General features: G+C 70.0%; 13 protein-coding genes. 7 read left to right on the top strand and 6 right to left on the bottom strand.

The genetic code is table 11. The features are described from left to right. The first annotated feature begins 10 nt into the window (after positions 1–10). Genes ICC28_RS16365 through ICC28_RS16375 form a run of 3 tightly spaced genes read left to right on the top strand, consistent with a single transcriptional unit; the run spans position 11 to position 2,302 of the window. Positions 11–598, top strand: coding sequence for a Uma2 family endonuclease (locus ICC28_RS16365; protein ID WP_188289304.1), 588 nt, complete (start codon positions 11–13; stop codon positions 596–598). A gap of 18 nt (positions 599–616) precedes the next feature. After that, complete coding sequence (locus ICC28_RS16370) at positions 617–1,258, top strand: maltokinase N-terminal cap-like domain-containing protein (RefSeq protein ID WP_188289305.1); 642 nt, start codon at positions 617–619, stop codon at positions 1,256–1,258. A 51-nt stretch (positions 1,259–1,309) separates the two neighbouring features. Further along, entirely contained in the window at positions 1,310–2,302 is a 993-nt protein-coding gene (locus ICC28_RS16375) for an aldo/keto reductase (protein WP_188289306.1), read from the top strand. 160 nt (positions 2,303–2,462) lie between these two features. On the opposite strand, the gene thpR is transcribed toward ICC28_RS16375, so the two are convergent. Continuing rightward, positions 2,463–3,035, bottom strand: coding sequence for an RNA 2',3'-cyclic phosphodiesterase (gene thpR / locus ICC28_RS16380; RefSeq protein WP_188289307.1), 573 nt, complete (start codon positions 3,033–3,035; stop codon positions 2,463–2,465). 26 nt (positions 3,036–3,061) lie between these two features. On the opposite strand from thpR, the gene ICC28_RS16385 reads away from it, so the two are divergent. After that, complete coding sequence (locus tag ICC28_RS16385; protein WP_188289308.1) at positions 3,062–3,586, top strand: GNAT family N-acetyltransferase; 525 nt, start codon at positions 3,062–3,064, stop codon at positions 3,584–3,586. A 146-nt stretch (positions 3,587–3,732) separates the two neighbouring features. On the opposite strand, the gene ICC28_RS16390 is transcribed toward ICC28_RS16385, so the two are convergent. Both ICC28_RS16390 and ICC28_RS16395 read right to left on the bottom strand, forming a co-directional pair. Further along, positions 3,733–5,073, bottom strand: a complete 1,341-nt coding sequence (locus ICC28_RS16390) for an MFS transporter (RefSeq protein ID WP_188289309.1) — start codon at positions 5,071–5,073, stop codon at positions 3,733–3,735. A gap of 28 nt (positions 5,074–5,101) precedes the next feature. Further along, entirely contained in the window at positions 5,102–5,539 is a 438-nt protein-coding gene (locus tag ICC28_RS16395; RefSeq protein ID WP_188289310.1) for a MarR family winged helix-turn-helix transcriptional regulator, read from the bottom strand. 154 nt (positions 5,540–5,693) lie between these two features. Here ICC28_RS16395 and ICC28_RS16400 point away from each other — a divergent pair, with 154 nt between their 5' ends. Beyond that, positions 5,694–5,876 (top strand): ribbon-helix-helix protein, CopG family, encoded by a 183-nt coding sequence (locus ICC28_RS16400; RefSeq protein WP_015659639.1) that lies wholly within the window; start codon positions 5,694–5,696, stop codon positions 5,874–5,876. Positions 5,877–5,910: 34 nt separating this feature from the next. On the opposite strand, the gene ICC28_RS16405 is transcribed toward ICC28_RS16400, so the two are convergent. Beyond that, positions 5,911–7,362, bottom strand: a complete 1,452-nt coding sequence (locus ICC28_RS16405; protein ID WP_188289311.1) for an NCS2 family permease — start codon at positions 7,360–7,362, stop codon at positions 5,911–5,913. Positions 7,363–7,505: 143 nt separating this feature from the next. Between ICC28_RS16405 and ICC28_RS16410 the strand changes: the two genes are divergently transcribed. Continuing rightward, entirely contained in the window at positions 7,506–7,769 is a 264-nt protein-coding gene (locus ICC28_RS16410) for a DUF2530 domain-containing protein (RefSeq protein ID WP_188289312.1), read from the top strand. A 110-nt stretch (positions 7,770–7,879) separates the two neighbouring features. Further along, the gene (locus tag ICC28_RS16415; protein WP_188289313.1) at positions 7,880–10,273 is read left to right on the top strand and encodes an HAD-IC family P-type ATPase; all 2,394 of its coding nucleotides are present in this window, start codon (positions 7,880–7,882) and stop codon (positions 10,271–10,273) included. A 74-nt stretch (positions 10,274–10,347) separates the two neighbouring features. Here the strand turns inward: ICC28_RS16415 and ICC28_RS16420 are convergent, their stop codons facing one another. Together ICC28_RS16420 and ICC28_RS16425 are read right to left on the bottom strand one after the other, a co-directional pair. Then, the gene (locus tag ICC28_RS16420) at positions 10,348–11,238 is read right to left on the bottom strand and encodes a hypothetical protein (RefSeq protein ID WP_188289314.1); all 891 of its coding nucleotides are present in this window, start codon (positions 11,236–11,238) and stop codon (positions 10,348–10,350) included. Positions 11,239–11,386: 148 nt separating this feature from the next. Beyond that, positions 11,387–12,316 carry a hypothetical protein gene (locus tag ICC28_RS16425; RefSeq protein WP_188289315.1) on the bottom strand — a complete coding sequence of 310 codons (930 nt, stop codon included), beginning with the start codon at positions 12,314–12,316 and terminating at the stop codon, positions 11,387–11,389. Positions 12,317–12,425: the final 109 nt, after the last annotated feature.

Here is a 12,425-nt window from a genome sequence, read left to right on the forward strand (position 1 = left end):
GAGCGCCACGATGACCGTCTGTGACGACAGGATCGAGATGGCCGAAGCCAGCGACGAGCTCACTCTGGACATCATGTTCGAGTGGCTTGAGAAGATGCCCATCCCCGAGGGAACAAAGATCGAGATCGTCGGGGGGAACATCTTCATGTCGCCGCAGCGGCACACTCACTTCCAGATCATCTTCGACGTCTTGGAGCAGCTGCGCACCAGGTACCCGCGCAATCGGCTGGCGTCGGACGTAAGGATCGATTTCCCCGGGCACCTGAACGGCTTCGCGTGTGACGTAGCAGCAGTGGCCGAGCGCTCGGTGAAGGACGAAAAGGGGCGCTGGCGCTATCAGGACGTCGAGTTTGTGGCAGAGGTCATCTCCAAGGACACCGCCGCCAACGGCTACGGCCCCAAGAAGACTGCCTACGCCGTCGCCAAAGTCCCCGTCTACCTCATCGCCGATCCCTACCAGGGAAAGTGCCACCTCTACACCCAGCCCAAGGACGGGGAGTACATCGCCAAACTCTCCGTCAGCTTCGGGGCGGACGTCGACATGACCACCACCCACCTCGAACTCACCCTCAAGACCGATGAGTTCCCCCGCGACTGACTGACAGAATCCGATCGCATGGCGATCATCCACCACACCACCCTCAAGCCCACCAAGCTCGAACTCCTCACCGACTGGCTCCCCACCCGCCCCTGGTACGTCGGCGACGGCACACCGGAGTTGACGAAGTCCGGGGGCTTCCGGCTGGACGACCCGGCGGGTGAGGTCGGGATCGAGTTCATGGTGGTGACCGATGGTGACGGGGTCGCCTACCTCGTCCCCCTCACGTACCGCGGCGCCCCCCTCCCCGGCGCCGAGGACGCCCTCGTAGGCACCATGGAGCACGGAGTGCTGGGCAAGCGCTGGGCCTACGACGGCTGCCACGACCCGGTGCTGGTCGCCGAGTTGTTCGCCCTGGTCGAGGGACGCGCCCAGGCGCAGGCGCAGAGCGTCGACAACACACCCGACCACGAGATCACCCGTTCCTGCGCCTACGACGGACCCGGCGGCCTGCGCGCGCACGGCCCCGCCGTGGACGACGAGGCCGGCACCCTGCTCCCCGCCGCCCCGGACGGCACCACCCTGTACCTCCACCGCCGCCCCGCCCTCCCCGACACCCCTCCCCCGGGCGCGGCGGGCCACCTCGCCGGGCACTGGACCACCCCCGACGGCACCCGCACCCGCGCCCTCTTCGCCGACCTGCGCACCCCCACCGGCTGACACCGGTATCCCCTTGCTTAGAGTCCACTCCACGCCGTTGGCTGGTGAACCATGAAGTACACGCAGCTCGGACGCACGGGACTCAAGGTCAGCCGACTCGTCCTCGGCACCATGAACTTCGGTCCGCAGACAGACGAGGCCGACAGCCACGCGATCATGGACGCGGCGCTGGACGCGGGCATCAACTTCTTCGACACCGCCAACGTGTACGGCTGGGGCGAGAACAAGGGCCGTACCGAGTCGATCATCGGCAGTTGGTTCGCCCAGGGTGGCGAGCGCCGCGACAAGGTGGTGCTCGCCACCAAGGTGTACGGCAACATGGGCGCCGACGGCGCGGCGGCCTGGCCGAACCACGACAAGCTGTCGGCGGTCAACATCCGCCGGGCGGTCGACGCCTCGCTCAAGCGGCTCGGCACCGACTACATCGACGTCTATCAGTTCCACCACATCGACCGGAACACGCCGTTCGAGGAGATCTGGCAGGCCATCGACGTCCTGGTCCAGCAGGGCAAGATCCTCTACGCCGGTTCCAGCAACTTCCCCGGCTACAAGATCGCCCAGGCCAACGAGACCGCCGCCCGGCGCGGCTCCTTCGGTCTGGTCAGCGAGCAGTGCCTGTACAACCTCTACGAGCGCCGCGCCGAGATGGAGGTCATCCCGGCCGCGCAGGACTACGGTCTGGGCGTCATCCCCTGGTCGCCGCTGCACGGCGGGCTGCTCGGCGGGGTCATCAGGAAGGAGGCGGAGGGCGGCCGCCGCGCTTCGGGACGCGCGGCCGAGACGCTCGCGGACCCGGCGGCCCGTGCCCGTCTCCAGTCCTACGAGGACCTGCTCGACAAGCACGGCGTCGAGCCCGGCGAGGCCGCCCTGGCCTGGCTGCTCACCCGCCCTGGCGTGACGGGCCCGATCGTCGGTCCGAGGACGCAGGAGCAGCTGGACTCGGCGGTGCGGGCGGTGGAGCTGGAGCTGAGCGAGGAGCTGCTGGCGGGCCTGGAGGAGGTCTTCCCGGGGCCGGGTCCGTCTCCGGAGGCGTTCGCCTGGTAGCGGCTCGGCCGGGGCACGGGGAACTGTGCGGCCGGACGCCGGCCGTCGGTTCCCCGGCCCTCACCTGCCGATCGCCGACGCGAGAGCCACCACGACGAACATCAGCACGAGCGCACCGGCCATGATCCGGTTCCGAGTTTTCGGGTCCACGGGAACGAGCCTAACCGCCCGCCCCGAACGCCCACCGGGCGGCCGCCTCGTACCGCGGCTGTTCCCCCGGTACGCCGGACTTCGGCAGGCGGCTGCGGACCAGCGCCAGCTCCTGCACCGTCCAGCGTGCGCCGGTGAAGTCGTCCAGCGCCGCCAGGCACTCCCGCACGTCCGCCGGCTGCCGGCTCCGGGCCAGCGTCAGGTGGGCCTTGTAGCGCCGGTGCTCGCCCATCGGCACGCCCGCCTTGCGTCCGGCCGCCTCCGCGCGCTCGGCCAGCAGCCGCAGGGCGTCGAGGTCGCCCTCGGCCCCGGCCCACAGGGCCCTGCCGTGGCCGAACTGCCCGCCGCCGCGCAGGGCCAGCGCGAAGGGCGCGGTGCGGTGCGCGGCCCGCTCCAGCCGTGCCGACAGGTCCGGTACGCGTTCGTCGTCGACGTCTCCGTAGAAGGCGAGGGTGAGGTGCCAGCCGGGGCGGCCGGTCCAGCGGAGCGTGTCCGAGCCGGGCAGCCGCCGCAACCCGTCCACCGCGCGGGCGAGTTCGCGGACCGCCTCCTCGGGCGGCAGCACGGCCGCGAAGAGTCTCATGGAACCCAGCCTGCCACCATGGGCGCATGAAGATCACGATCAGGGACGGCGGGCCCGCCGACATTCCCGCGATACTCGGCATGCTCGACAGCTGCGTGGAGTGGCTGGTCGCGCAGGGGCGCACCGGCCAGTGGGGGACGCGGCCGCTGTCGGGGCAGGCGAAGACGGTGGAGTCGGTCACCCGGTACATGACGGAGGGCCGTACGTTCATCGCCGAGGCCGACGGGGTGCCGGCCGGCACCCTCAGCCTCACCGACGGGCCCGGCGCCTATCTGGCCCACCTCCCGCCGGCCGGCGAGCCCGAGCGGTACATCCACTGGCTCGCCTCCGACCGCCGCTTCAAGGGCCACGGCGTGGGCAGCGCCCTCCTCGCGCACGCCGCCGAGGTGACCCGGCAGGCGGGCGTGGGACTGCTGCGCGTGGACTGCTACGCGGGCGGCGACCGCCGGCTCGTGGCGTACTACGAGGCGAACGGCTTCACCCCGACACAGACGTACACCGCCGGGACGGACGGCGACTGGCCGGGCCAGGTGCTGGCCAGGCGCGTCTGAGCGACCCGGCGCATACGACTGCGGCGCGACAGCGCTCCAGAGGGGCGCGGGGAACTGCGCGAGCAGCCACGACGAGCCCTCAGCCGAACGACACGGGACCTGCCGAAGCGGCCGGGGGCGACCCGCCCCCGCCGCTTCGGCACCCGTCATGCCGCGGCCGCGACCCGTTCCCGTTCCCTCGGTACGAAGCGGACCACCGGGTGGCCGCGGTGCCAGCCCACCGAGAGGCGCAGGTTGCCGACGCGGGCGAGGACGAGGCCGATCACGACCGCCGCGGCCGCGGCGACGGCTCCGCCCGCGGCCAGGCCCGCCCGGACGCCGTAGGCGTCGGTGATCCAGCCGGCGATCGGGGCGCCGAGCGGTGCGCCGCCCATGAAGACCATCATGTAGAGGGACATCACGCGGCCGCGCATGGCCGGGTCGGTGCTCATCTGGACGCTGCTGTTGGCGGTGACGTTGACGGTCATGCCGAACATGCCGATCGGGATCATGAGCAGGGCGAACAGCCACAGCGAGGGGGCCGCGGAGGCCACCAGCTCCAGCACCCCGAAGGCCACCGCGCCCACGACCAGTACCCGCATCCGGGCGGTGCCGCGCCGGGCGGCGAGCAGGGCGCCGGCGAGGGAGCCGACGGCCATCAGGGTGTTGAAGAGGCTGTAGGAGCCGGCGCCCGCGTGGAAGACGTCGTCGGCGAAGGCCGACAGGTACACGGGGAAGTTGAAGCCGAAGGTGCTGACGAACCCGACCAGGACGATGGTCCAGATCAGGTCGGGGCGGTCGGCGACGTACCGCAGGCCTTCCCGCAGCTGGCCCTTGCCGCGCGGTGCGCGCTCCACGGTGTGCAGTTCGCGGGACCGCATGAGCAGCAGTCCGGCGATGGGTGCGACGAAGGAGAGGCCGTTGAAGAGGAACGCCCAGCCGGTGCCGACGCCGGTGATCATCAGGCCGGCGACGGCCGGGCCGACGAGCCGGGCGGACTGGAAGTTGGCCGAGTTCAGGCTGACGGCGTTCTGGAGCTGGGCCGGACCGACCATCTCGCTGACGAAGGTCTGGCGGGCCGGGTTGTCGACGACCGTGGCGAGGCCCACGGCGAGGGCGGCGAGGTAGACGTGCCAGACCTGGACGTGTCCGGTCAGGGTGAGGAAGGCGAGCGCGAGGCCGGTGAGGGCCATCGCGGACTGGGTGACCAGGAGCGTGGGCCGCTTGGGCAGCCGGTCGACGAGGACACCGCCGTAGAGGCCGAAGAGGAGCATCGGCAGGAACTGGAGTGCCGTGGTGACGCCGACGGCGGTCGCGGAGCCGGTGAGGCTGAGGACCAGCCAGTCCTGGGCGATGCGCTGCATCCAGGTGCCGGTGTTGGAGACGACCTGTCCGGCGAAGAACAGGCGGTAGTTGCGGATGCGCAGCGAGCTGAACATCGAGGACGTGCGGGGGGAATCGGGGGTGGTCGGTGCGGGGGCGGAAGCTGCTCCGGATCCCGTACTCAAAGTGGGTTCGCCTCCTTACAGACGCTGCTTACAGGTGTGCGAGCTTCTCCAGCACGGGGGCGGCGGCGCGCAGTTTCGCCCACTCGTCCTCGTCGAGGCCGTCGACCAGGGTGGCCAGGAAGGCGTTCCGCTTGGCGCGGCTCTCGGCGAGCATGGTCTCGGCCAGCTCGGTCTTGGTGACGACCTTCTGGCGCCGGTCCTCGGGGTGCGGCTCGAGACGGACCAGTCCCTTGGCCTCCAGCAGGGCGACGATGCGGGTCATCGACGGCGGCTGGACGTGCTCCTTGCGGGCGAGTTCGCCCGGGGTGGCCTTGCCGCAGAGGGACAGGGTGCCGAGCACCGACATCTCGGTGGGGCTCAGCGATTCGTCGACCCGCTGGTGCTTGAGGCGACGGGACAACCGCATGACAGCGGATCGCAGGGAGTTCACGGCGGCAGCGTCGTCGCCATGGCTAAGGTCCGACATGTTCTTTAGGTTAACTCATTACCCTTACTAAGGACCACTCGTGTCACGACCTGTGCCCGTGACTCCGGCCACCGAATCCTGGCGTCACCCATATGAGTGAGCCAAATCCGGAAAGTGACGCGCGCTCCGGCCGTCTGAGGTGACCCTCGTGTGCATGGGGACCAGCGTGCTCAGCCTGCGGATAGACGGGGAGCTGCTCGAACGGCTCCGGCACCATGCGGCGAAAAGAGGAATGAGCGTCCAGGACTACGTGGTCCGGACGCTCATTCGGGACGACTTCGACGAGCGGTTCCAGACCGCGGTCGAGGAGACGGAGAAGTTCTACGGCGTCACGTGAGGCCGAGCAGCGTCTACGTGAGGCCGAGCAGCGTCTACGTGAGTCCGAGCGCCGGCATCAGGTAGTAGAAGCCGAAGACGGCGGCGACGACGTACATCGCGGCGGGGACCTCCTTGCCCCGCCCGGCCGCCAGCCGCAGCACCACGAACGTGATGAAGCCCATGCCGATGCCGTTGGTGATCGAGTAGGTGAACGGCATCATCACCATCGTCACGAAGGCCGGGATCGCGATCGTGTGGTCGGCCCAGTCGATCTGCGTGACGGAGTTGGCCAGGATCAGGAAGCCGACCGCGAGCAGCGCCGGCGTGGCCGCCTGGGACGGGACCATGGTGGCGACGGGGGTCAGGAAGAGCGCCACGGTGAACAGGCCGCCGGTGACGAGGTTGGCGAAGCCGGTCCGGGCGCCCTCGCCGACGCCGGCCGTGGACTCCACGAACGCGGTGGTGGCCGAGGAGGAGCTGGCGCCGCCCGCGGCGACCGCGAGACCGTCGACGAAGAGGACCTTGTTGATGCCGGGCATCTGGCCCTGGGCGTCGGTCAGCTTGGCCTCGTCGCTGACGCCCATGATCGTGCCCATCGCGTCGAAGAAGCACGACAGCAGCACGGTGAAGACGAACAGCACGCCGGTCAGTACGCCGACCTTCGCGAAGCCGCCGAACAGGCTGACCTCGCCGAGCAGTCCGAAGTCGGGGGTGGCGACGGGGCTGCCGGGCCACTTCGGGGTGGTCAGGCCCCAGGCGGGGACGTTCGCGACCGCGTCGATGACCACCGCGAGGACGGTCATCGCGACGATCGAGATCAGGATGGCGCCGGACACCCTGCGGACGATCAGGGCCAGGGTGAGCAGCGCGCCCAGGACGAAGACGAGGACCGGCCAGCCGTTGAGGTGACCGTCGCCGCCGAGCTGGAGCGGGACCGTGGTGTGGGCGGCGTCCGGGATGCGGGAGACGAAGCCGGAGTCGACCAGACCGATCAGCATGATGAACAGGCCGATACCGATCGAGATCGCCTTGCGCAGGCCGAAGGGCACGGCGTTCATCACACGCTCACGCAGGCCCGTGGCGACCAGCAGCATCACGACGAAGCCCGCGAGGACGACCATGCCCATCGCGTCCGGCCAGGACATCCGCGGGGCGAGCTGGAGCGCGACGACGGAGTTGACGCCGAGACCGGCGGCCAGCGCGATCGGCACGTTGCCGATGACACCCATGAGCAGGGTGGTGAACGCGGCCGTCACCACCGTCGCCGTGACCAGCTGGCCGCCGTCCAGCTGGTGGCCGTACATGTCCTTCGCGCTGCCCAGGATGATCGGGTTCAGCACGATGATGTAGGCCATCGCGAAGAAGGTGGCGAAGCCACCACGGACCTCCCGCGCGAGCGTGCTGCCCCGCTCCGAGATCTTGAAGTAGCGGTCGAGGGCGCCGTGCGCGGGGGCGCCGCCGGGCTGCTCGGGGGTGGGGACCTTGGCGGGGGCCGAGGTGGACATTGGCGTTTCCTACGAACAGAAGTGGTCAAAGACAAACGGTTTCAGTATGAACATATGAGGGTCCGATCGCTATCTCCGCGCGTAGACCCCCGGCGCTCCCCCGCGCTCCCCCGCCGTTTCCGACCGCCTCGTAAGCTGTCCCCATGGCCGGTCTTTTTTCGGGAACCCCCAAGCACGAGGCGCCGGAGCCCCTGGAGGGCCCCGTGGTCGCCACCGTCACCGGCGGCACGATCATCTGGTTCGTCCTCTTCCTGGTCCAGCTCCCCTTCTACGGCTGGTTCGACGACCACGGGCACCTGTGGTGGCTGTGGACCTGCCTGGCCGGCGCCGGGCTCGGCCTGATCGGCATCTGGTACGTCCGCAAGCGCGACGCCGCCCTCAAGCGGGCCGCGGCCGCGGAACAGTAGACCCCTCGTACAACCACGGCACCATTTCGTCCCGTTCCCCGTCCTCCCCAGGTCGGATCTTCCGCGCACTCGGCGGGTGAACCCGCACGTCCGCACGTACCGTCGAAGGCATGACGCACCTCGACGCGGGCACCGAAGTCGATCCCGGCCACCCCCTGCCCGCCCCGGTGGGCACGGGCGGGCTCAGCTCCGCCGAGGTGGCCGAGCGGGTCGCACGCGGGCAGGTCAACGACGTACCGGTGCGCAGCAGCCGCTCCGTGGCCGACATCGTCCGCGCCAACGTGTTCACCCGGTTCAACGCGATCATCGGCGTGCTCTGGCTGATCATGCTGTTCGTCGCGCCGGTCCAGGACAGCCTGTTCGGCTATGTGATCCTCGCCAACACCGGCATCGGCATCATCCAGGAGTGGCGGGCGAAGAAGACCCTGGACTCCCTCGCCGTCATCGGCGAGGCGAAGCCCACCGTGCGGCGGGACGGGACCGCCGTCGAGGTCAGCACCTCCGAGATCGTGCTCGACGACCTCATCGAGATCGGACCCGGCGACAAGGCCGTCGTCGACGGCGTCTGCGTCGAGGCCGACGGCCTGGAGATCGACGAGTCGCTGCTCACCGGCGAGGCCGACCCGGTCGTCAAACGGCCCGGGGACCGCGTGCTGTCCGGCAGCTTCGTCGTCGCGGGCGGCGGCGCCTTCCAGGCCACCAAGGTCGGCCGCGAGGCCTACGCCGCCCAGCTCGCCGAGGAGGCCTCCCGGTTCACCCTGGTCCACTCCGAGCTGCGCTCCGGCATCTCCACGATCCTCAAGTACGTGACGTGGATGATGATCCCGGCCGCGACCGGCCTGATCATCACGCAGCTCTTCGTCAAGGAGAACGCCCTCGACGACTCCATCGCCCGGACCGTCGGCGGCATCGTCCCCATGGTCCCCGAGGGGCTGGTGCTGCTCACCTCCGTCGCCTTCGCGATCGGCGTCATCCGGCTGGGCCGCAAGCAGTGCCTGGTCCAGGAACTCCCGGCCATCGAGGGCCTCGCCCGCGTCGACACCGTCTGCCTCGACAAGACCGGCACCCTCACCGAGGGCGGCATGGACGTCACCGAGCTGCGGATACTGGGCGGCAACGACGAGGAGTACGCACGGAAGGTGCTGGGCGCCCTCGGCGAGTCCGACCCGCGCCCCAACGCCTCCCTCCAGGCCGTCATCGACGCCTACCCCGACGCCGAGGACTGGCGCTGCACCGAGTCCCTGCCGTTTTCCTCCGCCCGCAAGTACAGCGGCGCCTCCTTCAGCGAGGGCGACGGCGAGTCCAGCACCTGGCTGCTCGGGGCGCCGGACGTGCTGCTGGCCCCCGGCGACCCCGCCCTCGCCGAGACCGAGTCCCTCAACGAACAGGGCCTGCGCGTCCTGCTGCTGGCCCGCACCGGTCGCGAGCTGGACGACCCCCGCGTGGCCGAGGACGCCAAACCGGCCGCGCTGGTGGTGCTGGAGCAGCGGCTGCGGCCCGACGCCGCCGACACCCTGCGCTACTTCGCCGAGCAGAACGTCCGCGCCAAGGTCATCTCCGGCGACAACGCGGTCTCCGTGGGCGCGGTCGCCGCCAAGCTCGGCCTGGAGGGCACCACCGTCGACGCCCGGCTGCTGCCCCACGACAAGGACGGCATGGCCGAGGCCCTCGACGAGGGCACGGTGTTCGGACGGGTCACCCCGCAGCAGAAGCGGGACATGGTGGGCGCGCTCCAGGCGCACGGCCACACGGTCGCGATGACCGGCGACGGCGTGAACGACGTACTGGCGCTGAAGGACGCCGACATCGGCGTCTCGATGGGCTCCGGCTCGGAGGCGACGCGGGCGGTCGCGCAGATCGTGCTGCTGAACAACAGCTTCGCGACGCTGCCCTCGGTGGTCGCCGAGGGCCGGCGGGTCATCGGGAACATCACCCGGGTCGCCACGCTGTTCCTGGTGAAGACCGTGTACTCGGTGCTGCTGGCGGTGATGGTGGTGTGCTGGCAGGTGGAGTACCCGTTCCTGCCGCGCCACCTGACCCTGCTGTCGACGCTGACGATCGGCGTCCCGGCCTTCTTCCTCGCCCTCGCGCCCAACAAGGAGCGGGCCAAACCCCACTTCGTACGGCGGGTGATGCGGTACGCGATCCCGGGCGGGGTGGTGGCCGCGCTGGCGACCTTCGCGACGTATCTGATCGCCCGGCACCACTACACGGGCGAGGGCTCCCTGGACGCGGAGACCAGCGTGGCGACGCTGACGCTGTTCCTGATCTCGATGTGGGTGCTGGCGATCATCGCCCGCCCCTACACCTGGTGGCGGGTGCTGCTGGTGGCCTCGATGGGCGCGGGCTTCCTGCTGGTGCTGGTCGTGCCGTGGCTGCAGGAGTTCTTCGCGCTGCGGCTGGTCGGGGTCACGATGCCGTGGGTCGCCGTGGGCATCGCGGCGGGGGCGGCGGCCACCCTGGAGCTGGTGTGGAAGTGGGTCGACCGCCGGTTCCCCGCGTAGGCGCTCCGCTGGGCGGGCCGCGGCGGGGTGCGGTTCCCCGCGCCCCCTTCAGGGCGCGGGGAACCGTGCCGGAACTACTGCACGTCGACGAAGTCACCGGCGGCGGTGACCGCCGGGGTGGTCTTCGTGCCCTTGAAGACGAAGCGGTAGTAGCCGTCCTGGGAGGCCTTCACCGTGGTCTTCAGCTCGCCCTTGGCGTTGGACTTGATGCCCTTGACGTTGGTGTACGCCGAGGAGCCCTTCTTGCGGAACTGGAGGGTCACCGGCTGGCCGGCGTAGCCCGCGTACTTGCGGGTCTCCCAGTTGGCGCGGCTCAGCTTGCCGGTGACGGTGAGGGTCTTGCCCTTCTTCACCGGCTCCGGGGAGGCGTCCACCGTCAGCTTGGAGTTGCGCTGGAGCACCGTCGAGCCGAGGCCGCCCTGGTCGGCGTAACCGACCTTGGTGATGTCGTAGTCCACGCCGTCCGGGTCCTGGCCGTTCTGCGCGAGGGCCAGGGCGGCGCCCTTCCAGGTGCCGGCGTCGGAGTTCACCAGCTCGCGGTCGCCCGGGTAGATGTCGATCTTGCCGGTGCAGGTGGCGGTGGTGGGCGAGGTGGAGGTGCAGGTGGCCGGCTTGTCGCCGAACAGCATGCCGTCGGGGCCGGTGTAGGCGCCCTTGTAGAGGTACGGGCCGGTGACGAAGTCCCTGGCCTTGATCTTGACGTCGGCGCCGTGGGTCATCGTGTACGTGACCGTCCGCGCGACGTGCCCCGTCGTACCGACCTTGATCGCCTTGGCGACCTTGAAGTCGGAGAAGGTCACGTCCAGGTCGTACGGGGCGTCGGCGCGGGTGCCCTGGGCGATACGGGCCTTCGCCACGTCGGCGCGGTAGGCGGAGCCGGAGTCGTCGGCCTGCGCGGCCGGCACGGCGAAGGCGGACAGGACCAGGGCGCCGGAGACGGCGGCCACGGTGGCACGTATACGCATGCGTTCCCCAAAATGGTCGTGAATGGAGCCTGGATGCTCCACATGATCAGAGGGGCCCGGGAAGGTTTGGGTTGCCTGCCCGCCCCGAATACACCGACGCCCGCCCCCGGACGGCTTCCGGGACCGGGCGTCGAGGAGGTGTCGCCGCTTACTGCACGTCGACGTAGTCACCCGCGGCCGTGGACGACGCGGTGTTGGAGATGCCCGCGTACTTGAAGCGCCAGTAGCCGTCGGTGGAGGCCGTGACCGTGGTCTTCAGGTAGCCGCCCGAGGCGGTCTTGACGCCCTTGACGTTGGTGTACGTCGTGCTGCCCTTCTTGCGGAACTGGAGCGTCACCGACTGGCCGCTGGGCAGGCCGGTGTAGGTGTTGGTGTCCCAGTTGGCGCGCTTCAGCTTGCCGGTGACGGTGAGGGTCTTGCCCTTCTTCACCGGCTCCGGGGAGGCGTTCACCGTCACCGCGGACCGGCGCTTGAGCTTGGTGGTGCCCAGGCTGTCCTGCACGGCGAAGCCGACGTTGTCCCAGTTGACGTCCGGGGAGTTGGTGTCCTCGCCGTTGTAGTCGATGGCCCAGCCGCCGATCTTCCACGTGGTGGCGTCGGCGTTCGACAGCTCGTCCTTGGGGAAGATGTCGATCTGCCCCTTGCAGTCGAACGTGGTGCCCGAGGTCGCCCAGCAGTCGGGCCCCTCCTCGCCCCACAGGTTGTTGACCGGGTCGCCGTAGCTGCCGCCGCGCCAGATGTCGACGTCGAAGAAGAGCTCCGGGTCGCTCAGGTCGACGGTCCCGTCGTGCGTGACGGTGTAGGTGACCGGCACGGTCTTGCGGTCCTGCAGACCGACGACGATCGGCTTGCCGTTGTTGACCTTCACGTTGGAGAAGGCGAAGGGGAGCTCGTACGGGGTGCCGGTGTCGGCGGCGGCGAAGGTGCTGCGGGCGTCGGCGGCCTGCTTCGCGGCCTGCACGGACTGCCTGACGTCATCGGGGCTGTGCGAAGAGCCGTCGGCCTGCGCGAGCGGCGCGGCGACGGCGGACAGGACGAGGGCGCCGGAGACGGCGGCCACGGTGGCGCGTATACGCATGCGTTCTCCAGTGTGGAGAGGGACCCCGGCGATGGTCGTTCCCTACGGCTCGTCGTCGGCCGGGGTCCAAGTGATCGTGGAGCCTGTTGGCTCGCATGATCAGATTCGC

Origin of the sequence: Streptomyces sp. TRM68416, from assembly GCF_014596915.1 — a bacterium.
GTDB lineage: Bacteria > Actinomycetota > Actinomycetes > Streptomycetales > Streptomycetaceae > Streptomyces.